Genomic DNA, 24,914 nt, shown 5'->3' on the forward strand with positions numbered 1-24,914 from the left:
GACATGGCCAATATTGCAGAACCCAAGAAGAGCTTTGCTGTCAGCGACCGCCAGAAGGACATCATCCAGAAGTTTGCTGCGCTCGGCAGCCTGTTCGCCCTCGTCGCGGTCTTCTCCGCCACCAGCAGCGCCTTCTTCACCGTCAATAACGGCATGACGATTGCGTTGCAGGTCACGTCCATCGCTCTGCTCGGCATTGGTGCCACCTGCGTCATCATCACCGGCGGTATCGATCTTTCTGTCGGTTCGGTGCTGGCGCTCGCCGGTGTGGTTGCCGCCCTTGCGGTGAAGGAACTCGGCATGCCTGTGCCGATCGGCATGTTGCTCGGCATTCTGACGGGATCGCTCTGTGGTTTCATCAACGGCCTTCTGGTCACGCGTTTCAAGCTGCCGCCCTTCATCGCCACTCTCGGCATGATGCTGATCGCGCGCGGCGTGGCGCTGCAGATTACCGGTGCGCGCGCCGTTTCGGGCCTTGGTGAATCCTTTGGCGAACTCGGCAACGGCGCTCTCTTCCGCATTGTTAATATCGGTGACGACGGTTTTCCGAATGTCGTTTTCCCCGGCATTCCTTACCCCGTCATCCTGATGGTGGTGATTGCGCTTGCGGTTTCCTTCATGCTCAACCGCTCGATCCTCGGCCGCCACATCTACGCCGTGGGCTCCAATGCGGATGCTGCACGCCTTTCCGGTGTCAACGTCGCCCGCGTCACCAATTTCACCTACATCCTGTCCGGCACGCTCGCCGGGCTGACGGGCTGCGTGCTGATGTCGCGCCTCGTCACTGCCCAGCCGAATGAGGGCGTGATGTATGAGCTGGATGCGATTGCCAGCGCCGTTATCGGCGGCACATCGCTGATCGGCGGCGTCGGCACGATTTCCGGTACGGCCATCGGTGCCTTCGTCATCGGCATCCTGCGCAACGGTCTCAATATGAATGGCGTCTCCGCCTTCACGCAACAGATCATCATCGGCCTCGTCATTCTGGTCACCGTCTGGATCGACCAGCTGCGCAACCGCCGCTGATCAAAGGGCTGCGGACCCTTTCCGCAAAAAAGATCGGCAGGGGAGGCCCGGTATGCCGACATCACGGAGGAAGAAATGAAGAAAATTGCGACTGCCCTTCTGACATCCGCAATCGCGCTGTGGAGCGTTTCCACCGTGCAGGCCGGTGAAATCGCCGTCATCGTCAAGACCGTCAACTCCACCTTCTGGCAGAACGTCCAGAAGGGCGCTGACGCGGCGATGAAGAATTCTTCCGGCAACACCATGACCTTCCAGGGTCCGGCTGCTGAATCGGCGATTGCCGACCAGGTCAACATGGTTGAAAACGCCATCAACCGTAAGGTTGCTGGTATTGTTCTCGCACCTTCCGATCCGGACGCGCTGGTGCCTGCCGTCAAGAAGGCCTGGGAAGCCCGTATTCCCGTCGTCCTGATCGACTCGCAGCTCGCCAAGGGCTCGGAGCAATATTACCAGTCGTTCCTGGCGACCGATAACAAGAAAGCCGGCGAACTGGCAGCGCAGGCGCTGATCGACAAGGTGGGCAAGGAAGGCAAGATCGCCGTCATGTCTTATGTCGCTGGTGCCGGTTCCGAAATCGGCCGTGTCGGCGGTTTCACCGACTATATCCAGATGAACTCCAATCTGAAGATTGTCGGACCGTTCTACTCGCAGTCGCAGATGGCCACCGCGCTGAACCAGACGACCGACGTTCTGGCCGCCAATTCGGACCTCAAGGGCATTTTCGGCGCTAACGAGCCGACGGCAATCGGCGTTGGCCGCGCTCTCGCCCAGAGCGGCAAGGCCGGCAAGGTCGTCGCCATCGGTTTCGACGGCAATCAGGACCTTCAGAGCTTCGTCAAGGATGGCACGCTGGGCGGTATCGTGGTTCAGGGTTCCTACCAGATGGGTGAAAAGGGCGTAGAGACCATTTCCAAGCTCATCAACAAGGAAAAGGTCGAGAAGTTCGTCGATACCGGCGTCGTTGTTGTCACCAAGGACAATATCGAAAAGCCGGAAGCCAAGAACGTTCTTTACTGATGCATGATGGCGCGCCGCCCTGTGGCGGCGCGCCTTACCTGTTTGAGATGCGGTTTTCACCATCCCGCTCTAGCTAGAAATTCAGGAAGTCCCTGCGATGAAAGTCTCCGATACACGTAAGTTGCCGCACCGCGCCGTTGACGTCACCGTCATGGGCCTCGGTTGCGCCCAGATGGGCAATCTCTACCGCGTCACCCCCTATGAAGAGTCCAAGGGTGCGTTCGACAAGGCATGGGAAAGCGGCATGCGTTATTTCGATACCGCGCCGTTTTATGGCTATACGCGGTCGGAGCGTCGTCTCGGCACCATGGTTACGGAGCATGACCGGAGCGAATATACGCTCAGCACCAAGGTCGGCCGTGTGATGGTTCCTGACGAGACCGTCGGTCCGGAGGAGGATGCTTATATAGCGCCCCTGCCCTTCCGCCCGGTCTATGATTATTCCTATGACGGTATTCTGCGCTCCTTCGAGGCAAGCCAGCAGCGGCTAGGCGTCCTGAAGCCGGATATTCTTTATGTCCACGATATCGGTTCCTACACCCATGGCGAAAAGCACCAGCATTATTGGGAGCAGTTGACCACGGGCGGCGGCTTCCGGGCGCTTGGCAAGCTCCGCGAGGAAGGATCGACGGGGGCCATCGGCCTTGGCGTCAACGAGTGGGAAATTGTCAGCGACGCGATGGATGTCTTCGACATCGACGTCGCCATGCTCGCTGGCCGTTATACGCTGCTGGAACAGCAGAGCCTTGGTTTCATGAACCGTTGCGCTGAAAGCGGCGTCGGTATCGTTGTCGCCGGTGCTTTCAATTCCGGCATTCTCGCTGGCAACCGCAAATTCAATTATGCTGACGCGCCTGCCGATATTCTCACGCGTGTCGATGCGCTGCAGGGTGTTTGCGAGGAACTCGGCGTATCGCTGCAGGCCGCCGCATTGCAGTTTCCGCTCGCCCATCCGGCTTCGGTCACTGTTGTCTCAGGTGCGCGTAATGCGCAGCAGCTCGCTTCCAATATCGAATGGTTCGAACAGTCGATCCCGGATGAATTCTGGTCCGAGCTGCACAGACGTGGCCTGATTGCCGAAGGTGCGCCTACGCCTGTCGGGAAGGCTTGAGGCATGATTATCGACGCCCACCAGCATTTCTGGCTGATGAAGGATCGTGCCGGGCAATGGCCGCCGCCGTCGCTCGCCGCCATCTACCGGGATTTTCTCCCCGCCGATCTGTCGCCCTTGCTGGCCGCTGCCGGAGTTTCCGGCACCGTGCTGGTGCAGACGATGGAGACACGGGCCGACACGGATTTCATGCTGGAACTGGCGGAAAAGACCGATTTCATCAAGGGCGTGGTTGGCTGGGTGGACATGAAGTCTCCCGAGGCGGCGAGTGAAATTGCTCGCCGGGCAAAACATCCGGCCTTCAAGGCTGTGCGTCCGATGTTGCAGGGCATGGAGGATGTTGCCTGGATCGATGATCCGGCACTCGATCCAGCCGCGGCGGCTTTGGTAAAGCACGGTCTGGCGTTCGATGCGCTGGTCCTGCCGCCCAATCTGCCGCATCTGCTGTCGTTCGCCCGCCGCCATCCGCAGTTGCCCATCGTCATCGACCATGGCGCGAAGCCCGTGATTGCCATCGGTCACTACAGCGACTGGCGCAAGGATATGGCCGCTCTGGCGGCTCTTCCCAATGTCCATTGCAAACTCTCCGGTCTGCTGACCGAGCGCGGTGAACAGCGACCGGAAGCCGTGCGGCCTTATGCCGAGACCATTCTTGAACTCTTTGGTGGCAACCGCGTGATTTTCGGCAGTGACTGGCCGGTGTTGCGGCTGGCCGGCGATTATCAGGCATGGCTGGATTTCTGCCGCGATATCGTGCCGGCAGAGGACCATGCGGCAGTCTTTGGCGGTAATGCCATTCGTTTTTATTCCCTTTCCCACAGGTGATGCATGCTGGCGATTTTCTGCGAAACCCCAGGTCAACTCGTCCCCAAGGAACTGCCGAAACCAGCGCGTGGCGAAGGTGAAGTGCTGGTGCGCATCCGCCGCATTGGTGTTTGCGGCACGGATCTGCACATCTTCACCGGCAACCAGCCTTATCTTTCCTATCCGCGTATCATGGGTCATGAGCTTTCCGGCACGGTGGAAGAGGCGCCGCAAGGCAGCCATCTGTCCGTGGGCGACGTGGTCACCGTCATTCCCTATATCTCGTGCGGCAAATGCAGCGCCTGCCTTAAGGGCAAGAGCAATTGCTGCCGCAATATCGGTGTGCTCGGCGTTCATCGTGACGGCGGCATGGTCGAATATCTGAGCGTGCCGCAGCAATTTGTACTGAAGGCGGAGGGGCTGAGCCTCGACCAGGCGGCGATGACCGAATTTCTGGCTATTGGTGCGCATGCGGTGCGCCGTGGCACAGTCGAGAGGGGGCAGAAGGTTCTGATCGTCGGTGCCGGCCCGATCGGCATGGCCGTTGCGGTTTTCGCCGTTCTCGATGGTGGCGAAGTGACGATGATCGATGGACGTACCGACCGATTGGATTTCTGCAAGGAGCATCTTGGCGTTGCGCATACGGTGACACTCGGGGAAGGTGACAAAGATCGTCTTTCCGAAATCACCGACGGCGATTTCTTCGATGCGGTCTTTGATGCGACCGGCAATCCGAAAGCCATGGAGCGCGGCTTTTCCTTTGTCGGCCATGGCGGTTCCTACGTGCTGGTCTCCATCGTCGCCAGCGATATCAGCTTCAACGATCCGGAGTTCCACAAGCGTGAGACGACGCTGCTCGGCAGCCGCAATGCCACGCCTCAGGATTTCGAGCGCGTCCTGCAGGCGCTGCGGGAAGGCAAGGTGCCGGAGGCACTGATCACCCATCGCATGACGCTTGCCGATGTGCCCTCCAAATTTTCCGGCCTGACCGATCCGAAGGCCGGAGTGATCAAAGGCATGGTGGAGGTCGCATGACGTCCGATACGCCCATCCTGCAATTCGGCACCAGCCGCTTTCTTCTGGCGCATGCGGATCTCTTTGTTTCGCAGGCGCTGGACAAGGGCGAAGCGCTCGGGCGCATTGCGATTATCCAGACGACCGGCAATGCGGAGAGCCTGAAGCGCGTTGCGGCGCTGAACAGCGGCGCGCCCTACCCAGTGCTTATTCGCGGTATTCGTGATGGGCAGGAAGTGGACGAGGAAATTCAAGGCAGGGCTGTCGCGCGGGCACTGACCGCTGCGACCGACTGGGCCGAAGTGCGCCGCCTCGCCTGCGAGGCCGAGGTCATTCTGTCCAATACGGGCGACCGCGGTTATGAGCTGGATTCGGCCGACAATGCTGGGCTTGCTGGCGATTTTACGATCGTGCCGAAGAGCTTTCCGGCGAAACTCTGCATGTTGATGCTGGAGCGTTTTCAGAGCAATCCGGAAGCGACCGTGTCCATCTTCCCCTGTGAACTTGTGCCGCGTAACGGCGAAAGGCTGAAGGAGGTCATTCGCCGGCTTGCCGATGAATGGCAATTGCCGGCGGGTTTTGCCTTTTATCTGAACGAGAAGTGCCGTTTCGCCAATAGTCTGGTGGATCGCATCGTCTCCGAACCTATCGATCCGGTGGGTGCGGTGGCGGAGCCCTATGCGCTATGGGCGATCGAGAAGCAGGACGGGCTTGTCATTCCCTGCACGCACCCTGCCGTGGTGCTCACGGACGATCTCGATCACTATGAAAAGCTGAAGCTTTTCCTGCTCAATCTCGGCCATTCCTATCTGGCGGAACGCTGGACGCAGGATGCGCGCGGGAAAGACGAGACGGTGCGTCAGGCAATGGCCGACGATGCTCTCGTCGCGGATCTGGAGACGCTCTGGCGGGACGAGGTTCTGCCGGTCTTTGCGGCCGAAGGCATGGGAGACGAAGCGCAGGCCTATATAGGTCAGTTGCGGGAGCGTTTGCGCAATCCCTTTCTCGCGCATCGGCTGGCTGATATCGCCGGCAACCACGACGAAAAGAAGCGTCGCCGCTTCGCTCCGGTCATTGCCGCGGCGGAACGGCTGGGATTAAGCCTACCGCAGACAAAGCTGCGCGCTGCGCTCGCCACCATCAAGCAATAACGGAGTTTTTCATGCAGCGTATGGGCATGGTCATAGGCGTCAAACCTGACATGATCGCGGAATATAAAAGGCTGCACGCCGCCGTCTGGCCTGAAATTCTGGCGCTCATCAGCGACTGCAATATCCGCAATTACACGATCTTCCTGCGCGAGCCGGAAAATCTGCTCTTCGGCTATTGGGAATATCACGGCACCGATATCAGCGCCGACATGGCGAAGATGGCCGAAAGCCCCAAGAACCAGGAATGGTGGTCCTTCACGATTCCCTGCCAGCAACCACTCGAAAGCCGCAAGGAAGGCGAGTGGTGGGCGATGATGGAAGAGACCTTCCACCACGATTGAACGATTTCCTTTGACACTGACCGCGAGTGACCGGCCATGACCAAAATTACTGATCTGCGTGTTTTCGACCTGCGTTTTCCGACCTCCCAAAGTCTCGACGGTTCGGATGCGATGAACCCCGACCCGGATTATTCGGCGGCTTATGTCATTCTCGATACCGATGAGGCGGGTCTCAAAGGCCACGGGCTGACCTTCACCATCGGCCGCGGCAATGACATCTGCTGCATGGCCATCGAAGCGATGCGTCATCTGGTGGTCGGCACCGATCTTGCCACCGTCACCGAGAACCCCGGCAAATATTGGCGGCATCTGACGAGCGACAGCCAGCTGCGTTGGATCGGCCCGGACAAGGGCGCGATGCATCTCGCCACCGGCGCCGTTGTGAATGCGGTATGGGATCTGCTGGCCAAGAAGGCGGGCAAGCCGGTGTGGCAGCTTGTCGCCGACATGAGCCCGGAAGAAATCGCAGATATCGTCGATTATCGCTATCTGACGGACGTGCTGACCCGCGACGATGCGCTCGCGATCCTCAAAAAAGCCGAAAGCGGCAAGAAGGAACGTATCGAGACGCTGAAGAACGAAGGTTACGCCTGCTATACCACGTCGGCCGGCTGGCTTGGCTATGACGACGCCAAGCTGCGCCGTCTTTGCCAGGAAGCCATCGATGCCGGTTTCAACCATGTGAAGATGAAGGTCGGCCGTGATCTGGAAGACGACATTCGCCGTCTTACCATAGCCCGCGAGGTGATTGGTCCCGACCGTTACCTGATGATCGATGCCAATCAGGTGTGGGAAGTTGATCAGGCAATCGAGTGGGTGAATAAGCTCGCCTTTTCCAAGCCCTTCTTCATCGAAGAACCGACCAGCCCGGATGATGTCGCTGGCCATCGCAAAATTCGTGCTGCCATCGGTTCGGTGAAGGTGGCGACGGGCGAAATGTGCCAGAACCGGATCATGTTCAAGCAGTTCATCGCTGAAGGCGCGATCGATGTGGTGCAGATCGACAGCTGCCGCATGGGTGGCCTGAACGAGGTGCTGGCGGTTCTCCTGATCGCCGCCAAATACAATTTACCGGTTTGGCCGCATGCCGGCGGCGTCGGCCTTTGCGAATATGTGCAGCATCTGTCGATGATCGACTATCTGGTGGTATCTGGTACGAAGGAAGGCCGCGTGATCGAATATGTAGATCATCTGCACGAGCACTTCATCGAACCCTGCGATATCAGAAACGCCGCTTACATGCCGCCGAAACTGCCGGGCTTCTCCATCGAAATGAAGCCGGAGTCGATCGAGACCTACACCTTCGAGGAATAACCGAGGGATGACAGCGCCTCCTTAAGGCGCTGCCACTCCGTTTCGCTCCCGGGAAGGCCGAAACGCACGTCGTTCGGCCTTTCATCAAAAATGCGGACCAGAATGCCGTGTTGGCCAAGATGGCTGAACAGTTCGGTGGCCCGGGGGGTGCGCACCAGAGTGAAAAGGGACGTGCCGCCGGCAATCGCCTGTCCCGTTTTTTCCAGCATGTCATTCATGCGCCGGGAGTCTTCGGCAAGGCGCAGACGCATGGAAGATTGCCATTTCTTATCCGCCAGAGCCTGCGTCGCGATATGAAGCGCCGGGCCAGAAACCGCCCAGGGGCCGAGCTTTGCTTCAAGTTCAGCGGCGATATCGGGCTGTGCAATGGCGAAACCCAGCCGAACGCCCGCCATGCCGTAAAATTTGCCGAATGAGCGCAGGACCACCAGCGCTTCCTGACCGGTGGCATTCGCGAGGCTTTCGGCAAGTCCCGTCTCGGTGAAGGCTTCGTCCACGACGAGCAATCCGCCCTTGAGGCGCATGGCTTCGGCTAGCGACAGCAACGCTGCGCGATCTGTGATGCGGCCATCGGGATTATTGGGATTGACCACCACGGCATAATCGTGAGCCGATAGCTCCCGGGTGTTTTCCACCTCGGTCACGGCAAGTCCGGCCATCCGCGCGGTCCGGGCATGTTCCGCATAAGCGGGCGAAAGCACGGTGCCGCTCTTGGCCCCGCGAGCAAGTGCAATCTGAGCCAGCAATGGCATCAGCATCTGGGTGCCGGGTGAAAGCACCACATGCCGGGCGGAAGGCGCGTCGAAATGGGCTGCAGCCAGCTGTTTCAATTCTTCGGCGGCATCCGGTTCCGGCAGGCGGGCGAATGCGCTGGCGGGAACGGGCGAATGCGGATAGGAGTGCGGATTGATCCCGGTCGAAAGGTCGATCCACGGTTCCGGCGCTTCAGGAAACATCAGACGCGCCCTGCCGAGATTGCCGCCGTGACGGATCGCAGCCTGCGCCTTTTCTGGTACTGTTTCGCCCATGTTCTTTGCTCTCGCTTTCTTGTCGCTCTTGATCGAACGCCTGACCGGCTATCCGGACTGGCTGTTCAAACGCATCGGCCATCCCGTTACCTGGGTCGGTTCGCTTATCGCGCTGCTGGACAAAAAATGGAACCGGGAGAACGCGTCATTTTCACAGCGCAAGGCGGCAGGTGTGGCGGCTCTGGCCGGTTTCGTCGGGCTGACGCTGCTCCTTGCATGGTTTGCGCAATCCACCCTGATTTTTCTGCCCTTCGGCATTTTGCTGGTTGCCGTGCTGGGCGCTTCGCTTCCGGCGCAGAAAAGTCTTGAGCAGCATGTGGAGGCTGTCGCCACTGCTCTGGAGCGCGAGGGCGTGGGCGGTGGCCGCAAGGCGGTATCGATGATCGTCGGGCGCGATCCGCAAAAGCTTGATGAGGCGGCGATCTGCCGGGCGGCGATCGAAAGTCTGGCCGAGAATTTTTCCGACGGCATCGTTGCACCCGCCCTGTGGCTCGGTCTCCTGGGCCTGCCGGGCGGCGCGGCTTACAAGGCAATCAATACGGCTGACAGCATGATCGGCCATCGCTCACCCCGCCATGAGGCCTTCGGCTGGGCGTCCGCCCGGCTGGACGATCTGGTCAATCTGCCGGCGTCGAGACTGAGCGGCGGTCTTTTCGTGGCCGCTTCGTTTTTCGTGAAGGGCGCATCACCCGGCGGGGCCATTGCCGCGATACGTCGCGATGCCCATCACCACCGTTCCCCCAATGCCGGCTGGCCGGAGGCGGCGCTGGCCGGCGCTCTGGGCTTCGCGCTTGCAGGCCCACGCTCCTATGGCGGGCAGATGATCGAGGCGCGCTTCATGGGTGAAGGCGGGAGGGCGACGCTTGTTGCGGAGGATATTCGCAGGGCGCTGCGACTGGCGCGGGTGGCCGATCTGCTGTTGATCGGCCTGTTCGGACTTCTGGCGATCCTTATCGCGCTATAGCCAGCAGACGGTCGAGGTCGAGGTGCTGCTCCATATGGACCGCAAGATGATCGAGAACAGTCTCCACCTGCGCATCATAGTTCAGGTCCGCGCCCTGCCCGCCGAGACGCTCCAGCCATGCGCCGCGTTGGCGATCATCCGCGAAAAGACCGTGAATATAGGTGCCGAAGACGCGGCCAGAGGCCGAGATGGCGCCATCATTATGCCCATCGAGCGTCGAGAACGGCAGATGGTCCGTCATGCCTGTGGTTTCGCCGACATGCATTTCGTAGCCGGATAAATCTATGCCGTCGAAACTCGTGCCGCGAACGGAAATGAGCCGCTTGTCGCCCGTCAGAACCGTGTCGACATCCAGCAGGCCCATTCCCTCGACCGTCGCTGGCGATCCTTCGATACCGTCAGGATCGGCAACTGTTTTTCCAAGCATCTGGTATCCGCCGCAGAGGCCCAGAACATAGCCGCCGCGTCTTACATGCGCCTTGATATCAATGTCCAGGCCAGCATTCTTCAGCACGGCAAGGTCGGCGATAGTGGATTTCGAACCGCACAGCAGGATCAGACGGCAATCGGTAGGAATTGTCTCGCCCGGCCGCACGCGGATCAGTTCGACATCGGGTTCCATGTCCAGGGGATCGAGATCATCGAAATTGGAAATATGCGGCAGGATCGGCACGGCAATGCGGATCTTCGCGCCAGGTTTCCGCTCAGCCGGGCCGGAAAGCCCGAGAGCATCCTCCGCCGGCAATTGTGCGGCGTCGGCAAAATGCGGCAGAAGCCCGATGGAGGCCCAGCCGGTCTTTTCCGCAATTATCCGCATGCCGTCCGAAAACAGGGCCGGATCACCGCGAAAGCGGTTGACGATAAAACCTTCGATCATCGCCGCGTCTTCAGCTTCGAGCACGGCTTTGGTACCGACGAGGCTGGCGATGACGCCGCCCCGGTCGATATCGCCGATCAGGATCACAGGCGCGTCCGCAGCTCTCGCAAATCCCATATTGGCGATGTCATTGGCACGCAGGTTGATTTCGGACGCGCTGCCCGCCCCTTCCACCAGCACCAGATCGGCCTGCTGTTTCAGGAGCTCGAAGCTTTCCAGCACGCGCGGCATCAGTCCGGCCTTCATGTGCTGGTAATCGGCCGCTTTGGCATTGCCGGCGATCTTGCCCTGCACGACCACCTGTGCGCCGGTTTCGCTCTGCGGCTTCAGGAGCACCGGGTTCATGTGCACGGAAAGCGGCACGCCCGCCGCCCGCGCCTGCAGCGCCTGCGCGCGGCCGATCTCGCCGCCATCGGCGGTCACGGCCGCATTGTTCGACATGTTCTGCGGCTTGAACGGCATGACGGACAGGCCGCGCCTGACGAAGGCCCGTGCAAGGCCGGCCACCATCAGCGATTTGCCGACATCCGAGCCGGTTCCCTGAAACATCAGCACGCGTGCAGCCATGTCAGAATTCTATCCCCGCCTGCGCCTTCACGCCCGCCTTGAAATGATGTTTGACGAGGGTCATTTCCGTCACCATGTCGGCGGCGTCGATGAGCGGTTGCTTGGCGTTGCGGCCGGTAACGATGACATGCAGATCGGGCCTGCGGCTGGAAAGCGTTTCCACCACCTCCTCCAGCGGCAGGTAATCGTAGCGGAGTGCGATGTTCAGCTCATCGAGGATCAGCAGGCCGATGGTTTCGTCGGCCATCAGGATCTTGGCTTCTTCCCAGGCCTTTGCCGCCGCTGCGACATCGCGTTTCAGATCCTGCGTGTCCCAGGTGAAACCCTCGCCCATGGTGCGCCAGACGACCTTGTCGCCGAACAAGGTCAGCGCCTGCTGTTCGCCCGTCGACCATGCCCCCTTGATGAATTGCACCACGCCGACCCTGCGTCCGGTGCCGAGCATGCGCAGGGCAAGGCCGAAAGCGGCGGTGGATTTGCCCTTGCCCGGGCCGGTATTAATCATCAGCAGACCCTTTTCAATGGTCTTTTCCGCAACTTCGGCATCCTGCACCGTCTTGCGGTTGACCATTTTCTGCCGGTGGCGTTCGGCCTCGCTGTCGCTGATGTCGCGTGTCATTGCATTTTCCTTTTCATCCAGCCGTGCGGGATCCAGTGCCCCCGACATTCGGAGCGGCGACTATACCCAATTTGCCGCACCCGGCAATGTGCCGCCGCAGGGCCCGCAGCATTGACCCTCACGCCCGTTCAGCCTAAGGGTAACGGACTGACGGTCTTTTCCCGGCAACGGGAAAAGCTAAGAGGGAACACGGTTCCAACCCGATTACCGGGTCATTCCGTGGCTGCCCCCGCAACTGTAAGCGGTAAGCCCGCACCGTAAAGCCACTGGACCCTTGAAGATGGTTCGGGAAGGCGGTGTCAGGGTGTAAAGCCGCGAGCCAGGAGACCTGCCGTTTCAGGAAAAACGTCTGCCGGGCGGGGTGCTCCGGTCAGTCGGTTAGATCGAACATCCGGTTTGCGCCTGTCCGCATGCCGTTTTCGACATCCGCACCCCGAGATTTTTTGCAAGGCGCGGGAAACGATACGGTTTGGATATTTCAGCGACATCTTCTTCTACGAGTGGAAACATGCAGGACGAAACGGCGTCCGGCGTGACCGTCTTCATTTGCAGAAGCTGCCGCGATGAAGCCGACGCCAATGCCGAACCGCGCCCCGGTTCGCGTCTCGCCGATGCCGTCATGGCAAAGGCGGAGGAAACGGGTGTCACCGTTCGTTCCGTCAACTGTCTTGCCAATTGCAAGCGCGGCCTCAGCGCCGTGCTGTGCAGCGCCAATGGCTGGTCCTATGTATTCGGCGGGCTGACGACCGGTGATGCGGAAGATTTGCTGACCGGCGCGCGGCTGTTGGCTGCCGCCCCCGATGGCCTGATGCCCTGGCGCGGCCGCCCCGAACCATTAAAGCGCGGCATGGTGGCGCGCATTCCCCCATTCGATTTTACCGAGGAGAGATCATGAGCACCCTTCTGGACCGCGTTCCCTGCACCATCGTTACCGGTTTTCTGGGGGCCGGCAAAACCACGCTGCTGCGCGGTCTTCTCGAAAAGCTTGACGGCAAGCGGCTGGCGATCATCGTCAATGAATTCGGCGATATCGGCATCGATGGCGAGATTCTGAAAGGCTGCGGCATTGAAAGCTGCCCGGAAGAAAACATCGTCGAACTGGCCAATGGCTGCATCTGCTGTACGGTGGCGGATGATTTCCAGCCCGCCATCGAACAGATTCTGAGCCGCCAGCCGAAGGTGGAGCATATCCTCATCGAGACCTCGGGCCTTGCCTTGCCGAAGCCCTTGGTGCAGGCCTTCCAGTGGCCGGCCATCAAGAGCCGCGTGACGGTGGATGCCGTCGTGGCCGTGGTGGATGGCGCTGCCCTCGCCGAAGGACAGGTGGCGCATGACATGGAAGCGCTCGCCGCTCAGCGGGCCAATGACGAGGCGCTCGATCATGATGACCCGGTCGAAGAGGTTTTCGAGGATCAGGTCGCCTGCGCCGATCTTATTGTGCTGACCAAGGCCGATCTTCTTGACGATGCCGGCCTGGACAAGGCCAAGGCGCATATTCTCGAACATCTGCCGAAGGCAGCAAAGATCGTCGTGGCCTCCAATGGCGCTATCGATCCCGCCGTGCTGATCGGTCTTGGCCTTGCGGTGGAAGAGGATATCGAAAACCGCCGCACCCACCATGATGGCGAGTTTGACCACGAGCATGACGATTTCGACAGCTTCGTCATCGACTTGCCGGCCGTCACCGACCCGGAAGCGCTGGCTATCCGTATCGCCGAGACGGCTGCTGCGGAAAATGTCCTGCGGATCAAGGGCTTCATCGAAGTTTCCGCAAAGCCGATGCGCTTGCAGGTGCAGGCTGTCGGCAGCCGCGTCAACCACTATTACGACCGGCCCTGGGCCGCGGGTGAAGAACGCCGCAGCCGCCTCGTCGTCATCGGCGAAAAGGGCCTCAATCGCGAAAAGATCGAGCAGATGCTGGCCGCCTGACGATGCATATTCTCGCCACCACATCCTCGTCTCTGGACGACCTGATAGAGCCGGTTGATCTCAACCAGCCCCGGTCGGATGTGGTGATGCTGTCTTTTTCGGCCAGCGATCTGGCCGGGCTGGAGCAGGCCTGGCGGCGAACCGAGAGTACACCACCCTCCCTGTCCGCCGACAACCTGTCCGAGCTTCGGCACCCAATGTCGGTCGATCTGTGGATTGAAAAGACGGCGGAACACGCCAAGGTTATTCTTATCCGGATTCTCGGCGGTGCAGAACGCTGGCGCTACGGTGTCGATCAGCTTTCCATTCTGGCGCGCAGGCGCGGGATAAGGCTGCTGCTCCTGCCGGGAGAATGCAGCGACCGAGATGAAAAGCTTGAAGCGGCATCAACCGTCGATCGGCGGATCTTGGCCTCTGCCCTCTCCTTCTTCCGCGAGGGTGGGCAGGAGAATATGGGCCGGCTTGCCGGTGGTCTTACCTCCCTTGCAAATGGTGAGACATGGCCGGATATCGAGGCTGAACCGCTGCCGAAAGCCGGTTTCTACCGACCCGGCAGGGGCGTCGTGGATCGGGCGGAAGCCTGCGAGGGTTTCCCCGCCGGTGCGCCCCTTTTGCCGATCCTCTTTTACCGCTCCATGCTTCTGGCGGCAGATGCTGCTCCCGTGGATGCGCTCTTCGAAGCGCTTTCGCAGCGCGGTTTTGCACCTTTGCCGATTTTTGTCAGCGGCCTGAAGGATGGAGAGGCGATCCGTTTCCTCAAAACGGTGCTGCCAGATCTCAAACCCGCCGCCATCATTGCCGCCACCGCCTTCGCCAGCCAGACGGATGACGAGGGTACAACACTGTTCGACCGGCTCGGCGTGCCGGTGTTTCAGGTGGTGATGGCGACGACGCGACGGGACGGCTGGGCGGAAAATGCGCGCGGTCTCAATCCCTCCGATCTTGCCATGCATGTCGTTCTGCCGGAACTGGATGGCCGGATTCTCGCCGGCGCGATTTCGTTCAAACAGGCGCGAATGGATGGTGGCGCGAGTTTACTCAATGTACCCGAGGCCGATCGCGTCGAGCAGGTGGCAAATCGCATCGCCGCTTTCCTGCGGCTGCGGAATGCCGCTCCACGGGATCGCCGGATCGTCATTCTGATGCCGGATTATCCCGGTGCGGCGCCCGGGCGAACCGGTTATGCCGTCGGTCTTGATGTGCCGCAAAGCGTTCTCGAAATGCTGCGCGATCTCGCTGGCGCAGGTTATGTGGTCGAGGATATTCCTAAGACCGCGCGGGCGCTGCTCGACCGCGTCGAAAAGCAGGAAGCGACGATTGGTCTTTCCGTCTATGAAAGTTTTTTTTCCGCCCTGCCACCTATAGCTGCCGCATCCGTAAATGCGACATGGGGCGCAGCAACCGACGACGACGCATTGGTTGATGGTGCATTCCGGTTTCGTGTCGCCCGTTTCGGCGAAGTATTCGTGGCGCTCGCGCCCGACCGGGGCCGCAACGAGGATCGCCGGGTGGATTACCACGACCCTGCCCTGCCGCCGCGTCACGCGTTAGTCGCTTTCGGTGCATGGATGCAGCGGGTCGCAGATGCGCATGCCATCGTGCATGTGGGTGCGCACGGCACGCTGGAATGGCTGCCGGGCAAGACGGTCGCGCTTTCCCGTGATTGTTTTCCCGAAATTGTCACCGGCTCGCTACCCGTAGTCTATCCGTTCATTGTTTCCAATCCAGGCGAAGCGGCGGTCGCCAAGCGGCGTATCGCGGCCGTGACCATCGGCCATGTTCCACCGGTGCTGGTCAATGCCGGGCTTTCCCCGGAACAGTCGGCGCTGGAACAGCTCGTTGATGAATATGCGCAGGCGGATGGGCTGGATCGCCGCCGGCGTGACCGACTGGCGAAACTGATTGTCGAAAAGGCGCTGGAGACTGGGCTTGCAGCTGAGGCGGGCGTGGGTGTGAAGGATGATGCCGATGCGGCCCTGTCGCGCATCGACGCCTTTCTGTGCGACCTCAAGGATTTCGCCATCAAGGACGGCCAGCATGTTTTTGGCCGCTGTGCCGAAGCCGAGACCGATCTTCTGAGGCTTGAAAGCGCCAAATCGGAAAAAGCTGCCCTGCTGGCTGCGCTTGATGGCCGGCATATCGCCCCCGGCCCCTCCGGCGCACCTGCGCGCGGACGGCTCGATGTGCTGCCCACGGGCCGCAATCTCTATGCCGCCGATCCGCGCACCATGCCGACGCCGACGGCGTTCGAGCTCGGCAAAATGGCGGGCGAAGAGGTGCTGCGCCATCATCTGCAGTCCCACGGCGACTGGCCGAAACATCTGGTTTTCGATCTGTGGGGCAGCGCCAGTCTGCGCAATGGCGGTGAGGATGTGGCCCAAGCGCTGCATCTGATGGGGGCGAGACCGATCCACGATCTCGCCACCGGCCGGGTCACCGGCATCGAGGTTCTGCCGCCGGCGAGCCTGGGGCGGCCGCGTGTCGACGTCACGTTTCGCATATCCGGCCTGTTCCGCGACATGTTCCCGGCGCTGATCGCGCTTCTCGATGCTGCCGCCAAGGCCGTTGCGCGGCGGGAGGAAGCGCCGGGCGACAATCCTCTGGCGGAAGAGGCCGTCGCGCTTGGGCATATTCCGGCGCGCATTTTCGGCTCCGCGCCCGGCACCTATGGTGCCGGCATCGAAGAAAAGCTTGCGAGCGGGAAATGGGAAGAACGCGAGGAGCTGGGGCAGGCCTATCTCGACGCGGCGAGCCACGCTTTCGGTGGTGCGGACGGGCTGGAGATTTTCGAAGATACCGGTTTTGTGGAGCTCGTCAGGCGGGCCGACCTTCTGGTTCATACCGGCGATGATCCGGGTCGTGACCTTCTCGATGGTTCTTCCGATGTCGCCTTTATCGGCGGCTTTTCCGCTGCGAAGGCCGTGCTTGGCGGGGTCGCTGACATCGTGGCGCTGGATACCACAGATCCGGCACGCCCGCGTGCAAGGTCAATGACGCAGGCGCTGACGCGGGTGGTGCGCGCGCGCGCCGTCAATCCACGCTTCATTGCAGGCCAGATGCGGCATGGTCCGCGCGGGGCGGCGGAGTTCGCCGAGACGGTGGACCGGCTGATCGGCTTTGCCGAAACCACACATGCGGTGTCCTCCTCGTTGATCGAGGCGCTTTACGACGCCTATTTCGGCAATGAGGACGTGCGCGATTTCATTCTGCGGGAAAATCCGAAAGCGGCGCAAGTGATGGCCGAACGGTTTTTATCCGCCCGCCGTCGTGGGTTGTGGCATAGCCGCCGCAATGCTGTGGATGCGGAACTTGAAATGCTCATCCTGCCGCGGCCCCAAAGGGTGGAGGCGTGATGATGGCCGCTGCCGATCCCGTCCAGCCCTTTGGCCGCCGTGGCCTCTGCCCGGCCCTCTCCGTTCCCATGCGCACCGGAGACGGGTTTTTGTCGCGGATCGCTTTCGAGGCGGATATTGCCCCGCGTGACATGGCGGCGCTTTGCCATTTTGCCGAACTGCATGGCAACGGATTGATCGACATTACCGCACGCGGCAGCCTGCAATTTCGCGGCCTGACGCCGGAAAGCGCCCGCGCCCTGGAAAAAGATGTTCTGGCGCTGGATTTGCCGCTGCGTGAGGGACTGGCAGTTGAGACCTCGCCTCTCGCCGGTCGGGATGACGCGGAAATCGCTGATGGCCGCCCACTCGCCGCAGAGATTCGAAAAGGGGCTGACAGGCTCATTCTCCATGAGAAGCTTGCCGCTAAAATGTCTGTCGTCGTTGATGGCGGCGGGCACCTCTCCATGGGAGATTTGCTGGCCGATATTCGCCTGAAAGCACTGTCACTTGATGGTCGGACCTTCTGGCGATTGCTCGTTGGCGGGCCGGAAAGCAGGGCGCTGAATGCGGGACTGGTCGAGACGGGCGCGGCGGCGGGCGCCGTCGTGTCGCTGCTCGCCTTTCTGGCCGGCAAGGGACCGCTTACCCGTGGCCGCGATCTGGACCATTCGACCATAAAGACAGTTTGCGGAGATCGCCTGCTCGATCGGGTGATTGCGGACGAAGCCAGGGTGGCTTCTGCACCTCTGGGACTGATGACGACGGGAAAGGACTGCTTTGCAGTTGCTGTCGCGCCTGCTTTCGGGCAAATCCGGGCCTGCGATTTGTCTCATCTCTGCGAACGGGCCGGTACGCTCGGCATCAAGGCTCTACGGCCATCCCCAAACCATAGCCTGCTATTTTTTGGATCGTCATCCGCTTGCAACGCCTTGCTGGAGATTGCAGGGGAGTCCGGTTTCATAACGACGGCAGGTGACGCGCGCTCTTCCATCGCCGTCTGTCCCGGCGCGCCGGGCTGCGCTTCGGCTTTTCTTCCCACCCATGAACTGGCCGCCTTTGCGTCTGAGGAATGCGCGTCATTGCTGGATGGCTCCTTCACGCTGCATATTTCCGGCTGTGGTAAGGGTTGCGCTCATCCCGCGCCGTCGCTTCTCACTTTTTCCGGCACTGCCGATGGCCTGGTCTTTTCTATTGCAGGCCGCCCCGGCGATGTGCCGGATGGCATTTTACCTTTCCCGCATCAGAGGACGGTGCTTTCGCGGCTTGCCCGTCTTTACGAAAAAGAACATAAGCCCGGGGAAAACGCCGCTACCCTGTTTGCCCGGCTGGGCAAACAGGCGATCGGTGCGGCGCTTCGACAGGATGACCGATGACCGACTATGACTATATTCGCGACGGCAATGCGATCTATGAGCGCTCCTTCGCCATCATTCGCGAAGAAGCGGATTTGTCCGCCTTTACCGAAGAGCAGGCGGATATCGCCATTCGCATGATCCATGCCTGCGGGCAGGTGGAGGCGGCCAGCCATTTCCGATTTTCGCCGGATTTTGTTGCCGCTGCACGTGGTGCTCTACGAGCCGGCAAGCCCGTTCTCTGTGATGCTGAAATGGTGGCCCACGGCGTGACGCGTGCCCGTCTTCCGGCTGATAATGATGTGATCTGCACCCTTCGCGATCCGCGCACGCCTGAGATAGCGCAAAAGATCGGTAATACCCGTTCCGCCGCCGCACTCGATCTCTGGGCCGAGAAGCTGGATGGCGCGCTGGTCGCCATCGGCAATGCGCCGACGGCCCTGTTTTATCTTCTGGAAATGCTGGAAAAAGGCGCGCCGCGCCCCGCCGCCATCATCGGCATGCCCGTTGGTTTTGTCGGTGCGGCGGAATCGAAAGACGCGCTGGAAGCAAGTTCGCTCGGCATTCCCTATGCCATCGTCAAGGGACGCATGGGTGGCTCGGCGATGACGGCTGCCGCCATCAACGCGGTTGCGAGGGCTGGCCTGTGAGCGCGGCTCTTTTTGAAAACCCCAGGGGTAAACTCGTTGGCGTCGGCACCGGCCCCGGTGATCCCGAACTTCTGACGCTGAAAGCCGTTCGTGCCATCGAAAATGCCGATGTGCTCGCCTTCTTCTGCAAAAAGGGTGGCAGCGGTAACGGTCGTGGCATTGTCGAAGCCTTCATTCGCCCCGGTACGCTGGAAATGCCGCTGGTCTATCCGGTAACCGTCGAAAGCGACAAAAACGGCAGCGATTATCGCGATGCGATCGCCGCCTTTTTCGATCAGTCGGCGAAGGATATTGCCGTGCATCTCGAGGCCGGGCGCAATGTTGCCGTGCTGTCGGAAGGCGATCCGCTGTTTTACGGTTCTTATATGCACCTTCATTTGCGGCTTGCTCCGTCCTACCCGGCGGAGGTCGTTGCGGGTATCACGGCAATGTCCGGCTGCTGGTCCATGGCCGGTCTGCCGCTGGTGCAGGGCGATGATATTTTGAGCGTCCTTCCCGGCACGCTTGGCGAAGATGTTCTGACGGAACGTCTGTCCGGCACGGACGGTGCGGTGATCATGAAGGTGGGGCGCAACCTGCCAAAGATTCGCCGGGCGCTGGAAAAGGCCGGTAAGCTTGAAGAAGCGCTTTATGTCGAGCGCGGCACGATGGCCAACAGCCATGCGGTGCGGCTCATCGAACGTGATGCATCGCCTGCGCCCTATTTTTCACTGGTTCTGGTGCCGGGCTGGAAAACGAGGCCCTCTGCAGGTGAAAAGCCATGACCGGCAGGCTCGTCGTTGTCGGCCTCGGCCCGGGTAGTGCGGCGCAGGTGACGCCGGAGGCGCTTGCCGCTGTCGATGCCTCGGAGGATTTCTTCGGTTATATTCCCTATCTCGATCGCCTTTCGCTTGGGCCGCACCAGCGTCGCCATGCGTCCGACAATCGCGAGGAGATTTCCCGCGCCGAGCAGGCTTTGCGGCTTGCGGCTTCCGGCGGCAAGGTCTGCGTGGTGTCCGGCGGTGATCCCGGCGTTTTCGCCATGGCGGCGGCAGTTTGCGAGGCGATCGAAAGCGGTCCTTCCGAGTGGCGCGAGATCGATTTTTCCGTCGTGCCCGGCGTGACCGCCATGCTGGCGGTCGCTGCGAGGGCCGGCGCGCCGCTTGGCCATGATTTCTGCGCCATTTCGCTGTCGGACAATCTGAAGCCCTGGAGCATCATTGAAAAACGGCTGATTGCGGCGGCGGAAGCAGGGTTTGTCATGGCTTTCTACAATCCCGTCAGCAAGGCGCGTCCGCACCAGCTCGGTACCGCTTTTGATCTGTTGCGGGCGCATTTGCCCGGTTCTGTGCCGGTGATCTTCGGTCGGGCAGCAGGCCGGGCGGATGAGCGTATCCGGGTGATACCTCTTTCGGAAGCCTCGAGCGACATGGCTGACATGGCCACCTGCATCATCGTCGGTTCGGTTGAAACCCGTCTGATTGAACGATCCGGCAAAGAACCGCTGGTTTATTCGCCGCGTTTTTCGAGAAGAGAGAGCTGATGTTGGATGGCGGTGAGCGCAGCTGCAATATCCGGCACCGTCACATCATTCATGGACGCGTCGTTTCGCTTTCGCGGCCGCTCGATCATGATGACCGGCAGGCGGAGCCGTCTTGCGGCCTCGATCTTTCCATAGCTGGCGCTGCCACCGGAATTTTTCGAGACCAATGTCTCGATGCGGTTTTCTTCCAGCATGCGGATTTCATCATCCAGCGCAAAAGGACCACGCGCGGTGATGTAGCGCGCATGCGGCAGTTTCAGTGGCGGCTCCACGGGGTCAACGCTGCGGATGAGATAGCTGTGCTGGGGCGCGGCTTCGAAAGGAAGCAGCTCCTGCCGTCCCAAAGCCAGAAACACGCGCCGGCCTTCGCTGCCGAGCGCAATAACAGCCTGCTCGACGCTGTCGACACCATGCCATGTGTCATCCGGCTGGCACTGCCAGGCGGAACGCGAAAGCGCCACAAGCGGGACCTTGGCAAGCCGCGCCGCCTCAACGGCATTGGTGGAAATCTTCGCCGCATAGGGATGCGTGGCGTCCACCAGAATATCGAAACCCCCGGTGCGAATGAAATCCGCAAGACCTACGGCACCGCCAAAACCGCCACTGCGCATCGGCACCGGCTGTTCGACCGGCGAGAGTGTGCGACCGGCCATGGAAAGCAGAATTCGGTAGCCGGAGTCTTCTGCCAGCCTGCCGGCCAGAATGCGGGCATCCGCCGTGCCGCCAAGGATGAGTATGGAGCGTGTCATGACGTCTGAATATTCCGGAACGGGCGATGCTTCCACAGAAAAGAAAGAGAAGCCGTGGCTTTCCATCGTCGGCATTGGTGAGGATGGGCTCGCGGGGCTGGGCCGGAACGCGATCCAGGCGATAGAGGCGGCCGAGATCGTTTTCGGCGGTAAACGCCATCTGGAACTGGCGGCTGCGGCTGTTCGTGGTGAAGCACGGCGCTGGCCGGTGCCGTTCGACACGGATATGAGTGATGTCGTGGCGCTGCGTGGCAAGCGGGTTTGTGTGCTCGCCTCCGGCGATCCGTTCTTTTATGGCGTCGGCGTCACGCTTCTGCGGCATGTCGAGGCGGATGAGACGGTTTGTCATCCCTCGCCTTCCGCCTTTTCCCTGGCGGCGGCGCGGCTTGGCTGGGGGCTGCAATCGGTCGAATGCGTTTCGCTACACGGCCGTTCCATCGATCTCTTGCGGCCGTATCTCCATGCCGGTGCGCGCATCATTGCGCTTACCTCGGATGCTCACGCCCCGGCTTTGATTGCGGAATTGTTGTCCGATTTGGATTTCGGTCAGTCGGAATTCGTTTTGCTCGAAGCCCTAGGCGGAGAGCGGGAAAAGCAGCGGCAGGTCAGGGCGGCTGATTTCGCCTTTGAAGACATCGACCCGCTGAATGTGGTGGCGATTGATGTCGTCGCGGCTGAGGGTGCCCGTATCCTGCCTTTTGCACAGGGACTGGATGACAGCCTGTTCGAACATGACGGGCAGATCACCAAACGCGAAATCCGCGCCGTGACACTTTCCTCTCTCGCGCCACGGCGGGGCGAATTGTTGTGGGATATCGGTGCCGGTTCGGGTTCGATCGGTATCGAATGGATGCTGTCGCATCCCTCGCTTCGTGCGATCGCCATAGAGCAGCATCCGGAAAGGGCGGAGCGTATCGCCCGCAATGCCGAAGCTTTCGGTGTACCGGGGCTTGAGGTCATGATCGGCGCGGCCCCCGCAGCTTTTGAAGGCTTGCCTCAGCCGGATGTGATTTTCATTGGCGGCGGCGGTAGTGAAACGGGCGTGCTGGAGGGGGCCATGGAGGCCCTGAAACCGGGTGGGCGGCTGGTCGCCAATGCGGTGACGCTGGAAATGGAGGCGGTACTGCTTGCCGCCCATGCGCGGCTTGGCGGTTCGATGATCCGTCTGGATGTATCGCGGGTGGTGGCTGTCGGCTCCATGTCGGGCTGGCGTCCGGCAATGCCGGTGACGCAGTGGAGCTGGGTCAAGCCATGGTGACAGTGGCTGGCATAGGCTGTCGCAAGGGCACGGGTCCGGATGCTGTCATGGCCGCCGTGCGTGCTGCGGAGCATGCTTTTGGCATGACCGCAGAATGCCTGGCGACTGCGCCGCTCAAAGCCGGTGAAGCCGGTCTTACGGCAGCGGCAAAAAGCCTGTCGCTGTCGCTGGAAATCGTATCGCAGGAGCGGCTCGATGCGGTCGCTTCGAAAACAATGACATTTTCACAGGCAAGCCTTGATCATGCCTGCTCGCCAAGTGTCAGCGAAGCGGCGGCGCTTGCCGCCGCCGGAGAGAATGCAAGGCTGGTCGCGCCGCGTCTTGTGGTTGGCGATGTGACGGTAGCCATCGCAACGACTGACGATGCCCCACGTGATAGCGGCTGCGCCATCGAACATGGAGAACAACAATGACGGTTCATTTCATCGGCGCCGGTCCGGGTGCCGCCGATCTCATTACGGTGCGCGGGCGCGATCTTATCACCGCCTGCCCGGTGTGCCTTTATGCGGGTTCACTGGTTCCGAAGGCGCTCATCGATTATTGCCCGCCGGGTGCACGCATTGTCGATACGGCAGCGCTTTCGCTTGACGAGATCGAGGCGGAGTTTGTGGCTGCAGCAGAGGCCGGCAAGGATGTGGCGCGGTTGCATTCCGGCGACCTTTCCGTCTGGAGCGCCATGGGTGAACAGATTCGCCGACTGGAGCGGCTGGGTCTCGATTATACCGTCACGCCCGGCGTGCCCTCCTTTGCCGCTGCAGCCGCCACTTTGCAGCGGGAACTGACGGTGCCGGAAGTGGCGCAGAGCCTTGTACTGACCCGCATTTCCGGTCGAGCATCGAAGATGCCTGACGGTGAGACGCTGAAGGCTTTCGGTGCGACGGGTACGACGCTCGCCATTCATCTCGCCATTCATGCCATCGGCAAGGTGGTGGAAGAACTGGCGCCACTTTACGGCTCCGATTGCCCGGTTGCCATCGTGGTTCGCGCCTCCTGGCCGGATGAGCGGGTTATCAGGGGAACGCTGTTCGACATTGAAGGAAAGCTCGCAGCCGAACCGGTGGAGCGGACGGCCCTGATCTTCGTCGGACGTGGACTTGCCTCGACGGATTTTCGTGAAAGCGCGCTTTATAGCACCGACTATGTCCGGCGGTTCCGATCTCCGAAAGAAGATGCGACGGGCTGATGCGACGGCGTGGAGGCGGTGCGCCCCTTGAGCGTGCCCTGACGATCGAACACCAGAATATCAAGCGCAATGGCGGGCGTCTTCAGCGCCGCCGCTGCGGTCACCCAGGCTTTTTCCGCCACGACCGCACCGAGGTCTATCCCCGCGCGTTCGGCCAGCTCAAAGGCGTGCGCCACCATGTTGGCCTGACGGATGGCAATGGCGAGGCTTTCGTCTCCTCCGGCTTCCGTCGCCAATGCCGCCAGCGCATCAAGATCGGCCAGTCCCTTCTTGGAGTGCACGTCGAGCATTCCCTGCGCGAGCTTGGTCATCTTGGCGACGCCGCCGGCAATCGTCACCCGCTCGACCGGATGACTGCGCAGGTATTTCAGCATGCCGCCGATGAAATCGCCCATGTCGATCAGCGCGGTTTCCGGCAGATCGTAAAGCGCCTGCCCGGCTTTTTCGGAGGTGTTGCCGGTGGCGCCCAGCACATGGGCGCAGCCGGTCGCGCGCGCCACATCAATGCCACGCCAGATGGAGTGGATCCAGGCGGAGCAGGAAAAGGGAATAACGATGCCTGTTGTGCCGAGGATGGAAATGCCGCCAACAATGCCGAGCCTGCCGTTCAGGGTTTTCTCCGCCAGTTTCTCGCCGTCGCGGACGGAAATCTCGACTTCGAAATCGGCACTTTCTCCGGCCACCTCTCGAATCGCTGTTTCGATCATCTTGCGCGGTACGGGGTTGATGGCGGGTTCTCCCGGTGGCAGGGGCAGGCCCGGCCGTGTGATGGTGCCCACGCCCTTGCCGGCCTTGAAGGTGATGCCGCTTCCCGGTTGACCTCGTCGCACCGTGCTTTCGATCAGCGCACCATGGGTTACGTCGGGATCGTCACCCGCATCCTTGACGACACCGGCGCGGGCGAAGTTTTCACCCTTTTCCTCGGTGGCGAGGGAAAATGCAGGCCTCGCGCCGCTTGGAAGTTCGACCTCGACAGGGTAAGGAAATTCGCCGGTCAAAAGGGCAGCGCAGGCCGCCTTCGTGGCGGCCGCCGCGCAGGTGCCCGTGGTCCAGCCGCGGCGAAGGGTCTTTCCATCTGTTTCCATATGAATTTCTATAGCCGG

24 protein-coding genes and 1 riboswitch are annotated in these 24,914 nt (G+C 61.0%); of the genes, 19 read left to right on the forward strand and 5 right to left on the reverse strand.

Annotated elements, in window-relative coordinates; genetic code table 11:
* The first annotated feature begins 3 nt into the window (after positions 1 to 3).
* The 8 genes from AC5I5B_RS19725 (at position 4) to AC5I5B_RS19760 (ending at position 7,778) form a co-directional block, all read left to right on the forward strand.
* On the forward strand, positions 4 to 1,026 hold the full coding sequence (locus AC5I5B_RS19725; RefSeq protein WP_003505311.1) for an ABC transporter permease: 1,023 nt from the start codon (positions 4 to 6) through the stop codon (positions 1,024 to 1,026).
* Positions 1,027 to 1,101: 75 nt separating this feature from the next.
* The gene (locus AC5I5B_RS19730; protein WP_003505310.1) at positions 1,102 to 2,043 is read left to right on the forward strand and encodes an ABC transporter substrate-binding protein; all 942 of its coding nucleotides are present in this window, start codon (positions 1,102 to 1,104) and stop codon (positions 2,041 to 2,043) included.
* A 97-nt stretch (positions 2,044 to 2,140) separates the two neighbouring features.
* Positions 2,141 to 3,154 (forward strand): aldo/keto reductase, encoded by a 1,014-nt coding sequence (locus AC5I5B_RS19735; RefSeq protein WP_111792787.1) that lies wholly within the window; start codon positions 2,141 to 2,143, stop codon positions 3,152 to 3,154.
* Positions 3,155 to 3,157: 3 nt separating this feature from the next.
* Positions 3,158 to 3,979 carry an amidohydrolase family protein gene (locus tag AC5I5B_RS19740; RefSeq protein WP_111834606.1) on the forward strand — a complete coding sequence of 274 codons (822 nt, stop codon included), beginning with the start codon at positions 3,158 to 3,160 and terminating at the stop codon, positions 3,977 to 3,979.
* 3 nt (positions 3,980 to 3,982) lie between these two features.
* On the forward strand, positions 3,983 to 4,993 hold the full coding sequence (locus AC5I5B_RS19745) for a zinc-binding alcohol dehydrogenase family protein (protein WP_495752785.1): 1,011 nt from the start codon (positions 3,983 to 3,985) through the stop codon (positions 4,991 to 4,993).
* Positions 4,990 to 6,123 (forward strand): mannitol dehydrogenase family protein, encoded by a 1,134-nt coding sequence (locus AC5I5B_RS19750; RefSeq protein WP_111834607.1) that lies wholly within the window; start codon positions 4,990 to 4,992, stop codon positions 6,121 to 6,123. The genes AC5I5B_RS19745 and AC5I5B_RS19750 overlap by 4 nt, the downstream gene beginning before the upstream one ends.
* 11 nt (positions 6,124 to 6,134) lie before the next feature.
* Positions 6,135 to 6,464 carry an L-rhamnose mutarotase gene (locus tag AC5I5B_RS19755; protein WP_020809694.1) on the forward strand — a complete coding sequence of 110 codons (330 nt, stop codon included), beginning with the start codon at positions 6,135 to 6,137 and terminating at the stop codon, positions 6,462 to 6,464.
* A gap of 36 nt (positions 6,465 to 6,500) precedes the next feature.
* Complete coding sequence (locus AC5I5B_RS19760) at positions 6,501 to 7,778, forward strand: L-fuconate dehydratase (protein ID WP_060725312.1); 1,278 nt, start codon at positions 6,501 to 6,503, stop codon at positions 7,776 to 7,778.
* Here AC5I5B_RS19760 and cobD read toward each other — a convergent pair.
* Positions 7,760 to 8,806 carry a threonine-phosphate decarboxylase CobD gene (gene cobD, locus AC5I5B_RS19765; RefSeq protein WP_111834608.1) on the reverse strand — a complete coding sequence of 349 codons (1,047 nt, stop codon included), beginning with the start codon at positions 8,804 to 8,806 and terminating at the stop codon, positions 7,760 to 7,762. The two genes, AC5I5B_RS19760 and cobD, sit on opposite strands and share 19 nt — an antisense overlap.
* Between cobD and cbiB the strand changes: the two genes are divergently transcribed.
* A complete protein-coding gene (cbiB, locus tag AC5I5B_RS19770) occupies positions 8,805 to 9,770 on the forward strand; it encodes an adenosylcobinamide-phosphate synthase CbiB (protein ID WP_111834609.1) in 966 nt (321 codons plus the stop codon). The two genes, cobD and cbiB, sit on opposite strands and share 2 nt — an antisense overlap.
* Here the strand turns inward: cbiB and AC5I5B_RS19775 are convergent.
* Both AC5I5B_RS19775 and cobO read right to left on the reverse strand, forming a co-directional pair.
* Complete coding sequence (locus tag AC5I5B_RS19775; protein ID WP_080866495.1) at positions 9,757 to 11,214, reverse strand: cobyric acid synthase; 1,458 nt, start codon at positions 11,212 to 11,214, stop codon at positions 9,757 to 9,759. The two genes, cbiB and AC5I5B_RS19775, sit on opposite strands and share 14 nt — an antisense overlap.
* Before the next feature lies 1 nt (position 11,215).
* A complete protein-coding gene (cobO, locus tag AC5I5B_RS19780) occupies positions 11,216 to 11,833 on the reverse strand; it encodes a cob(I)yrinic acid a,c-diamide adenosyltransferase (RefSeq protein WP_031233710.1) in 618 nt (205 codons plus the stop codon).
* 134 nt (positions 11,834 to 11,967) lie between these two features.
* Positions 11,968 to 12,183: riboswitch (cobalamin riboswitch) on the forward strand.
* A gap of 158 nt (positions 12,184 to 12,341) precedes the next feature.
* Here cobO and AC5I5B_RS19785 point away from each other — a divergent pair.
* The 7 genes from AC5I5B_RS19785 to AC5I5B_RS19815 are packed head-to-tail and all read left to right on the forward strand — an operon-like array spanning position 12,342 to position 20,621.
* Positions 12,342 to 12,728 carry a DUF1636 family protein gene (locus AC5I5B_RS19785; RefSeq protein ID WP_162695546.1) on the forward strand — a complete coding sequence of 129 codons (387 nt, stop codon included), beginning with the start codon at positions 12,342 to 12,344 and terminating at the stop codon, positions 12,726 to 12,728.
* Positions 12,725 to 13,762 (forward strand): cobalamin biosynthesis protein CobW, encoded by a 1,038-nt coding sequence (cobW, locus tag AC5I5B_RS19790; RefSeq protein ID WP_111834611.1) that lies wholly within the window; start codon positions 12,725 to 12,727, stop codon positions 13,760 to 13,762. Before AC5I5B_RS19785 ends, cobW begins: the two co-directional genes overlap by 4 nt.
* Positions 13,763 to 13,764: 2 nt before the next feature.
* On the forward strand, positions 13,765 to 17,115 hold the full coding sequence (gene cobN / locus AC5I5B_RS19795; RefSeq protein ID WP_111834612.1) for a cobaltochelatase subunit CobN: 3,351 nt from the start codon (positions 13,765 to 13,767) through the stop codon (positions 17,113 to 17,115).
* Positions 17,115 to 18,470 carry a precorrin-3B synthase gene (gene cobG / locus AC5I5B_RS19800; RefSeq protein ID WP_111834613.1) on the forward strand — a complete coding sequence of 452 codons (1,356 nt, stop codon included), beginning with the start codon at positions 17,115 to 17,117 and terminating at the stop codon, positions 18,468 to 18,470. Before cobN ends, cobG begins: the two co-directional genes overlap by 1 nt.
* Positions 18,467 to 19,099, forward strand: a complete 633-nt coding sequence (locus AC5I5B_RS19805) for a precorrin-8X methylmutase (RefSeq protein ID WP_107677672.1) — start codon at positions 18,467 to 18,469, stop codon at positions 19,097 to 19,099. The genes cobG and AC5I5B_RS19805 overlap by 4 nt, the downstream gene beginning before the upstream one ends.
* Positions 19,096 to 19,863, forward strand: coding sequence for a precorrin-2 C(20)-methyltransferase (locus AC5I5B_RS19810; RefSeq protein ID WP_087745200.1), 768 nt, complete (start codon positions 19,096 to 19,098; stop codon positions 19,861 to 19,863). Before AC5I5B_RS19805 ends, AC5I5B_RS19810 begins: the two co-directional genes overlap by 4 nt.
* Complete coding sequence (locus AC5I5B_RS19815; protein ID WP_020809686.1) at positions 19,860 to 20,621, forward strand: precorrin-3B C(17)-methyltransferase; 762 nt, start codon at positions 19,860 to 19,862, stop codon at positions 20,619 to 20,621. The genes AC5I5B_RS19810 and AC5I5B_RS19815 overlap by 4 nt, the downstream gene beginning before the upstream one ends.
* Here AC5I5B_RS19815 and AC5I5B_RS19820 read toward each other — a convergent pair.
* Positions 20,588 to 21,370: a cobalt-precorrin-6A reductase gene (locus AC5I5B_RS19820; protein ID WP_060725322.1), complete on the reverse strand. Its 783-nt coding sequence runs from the start codon at positions 21,368 to 21,370 to the stop codon at positions 20,588 to 20,590. The genes AC5I5B_RS19815 and AC5I5B_RS19820 overlap by 34 nt on opposite strands.
* On the opposite strand from AC5I5B_RS19820, the gene AC5I5B_RS19825 reads away from it, so the two are divergent.
* The 3 genes from AC5I5B_RS19825 to cobM are packed head-to-tail and all read left to right on the forward strand — an operon-like array spanning position 21,369 to position 23,811.
* On the forward strand, positions 21,369 to 22,628 hold the full coding sequence (locus AC5I5B_RS19825; RefSeq protein ID WP_060725323.1) for a bifunctional cobalt-precorrin-7 (C(5))-methyltransferase/cobalt-precorrin-6B (C(15))-methyltransferase: 1,260 nt from the start codon (positions 21,369 to 21,371) through the stop codon (positions 22,626 to 22,628). The two genes, AC5I5B_RS19820 and AC5I5B_RS19825, sit on opposite strands and share 2 nt — an antisense overlap.
* Positions 22,622 to 23,041, forward strand: coding sequence for a cobalamin biosynthesis protein (locus tag AC5I5B_RS19830; protein WP_060725324.1), 420 nt, complete (start codon positions 22,622 to 22,624; stop codon positions 23,039 to 23,041). Before AC5I5B_RS19825 ends, AC5I5B_RS19830 begins: the two co-directional genes overlap by 7 nt.
* On the forward strand, positions 23,038 to 23,811 hold the full coding sequence (gene cobM / locus AC5I5B_RS19835) for a precorrin-4 C(11)-methyltransferase (RefSeq protein ID WP_065695304.1): 774 nt from the start codon (positions 23,038 to 23,040) through the stop codon (positions 23,809 to 23,811). The genes AC5I5B_RS19830 and cobM overlap by 4 nt, the downstream gene beginning before the upstream one ends.
* Here cobM and AC5I5B_RS19840 read toward each other — a convergent pair.
* A complete protein-coding gene (locus AC5I5B_RS19840) occupies positions 23,766 to 24,896 on the reverse strand; it encodes a cobalt-precorrin-5B (C(1))-methyltransferase (RefSeq protein WP_020809683.1) in 1,131 nt (376 codons plus the stop codon). The two genes, cobM and AC5I5B_RS19840, sit on opposite strands and share 46 nt — an antisense overlap.
* Between the last annotated feature and the right edge of the window lie 18 nt (positions 24,897 to 24,914).

The organism is Agrobacterium sp., assembly GCF_059499945.1.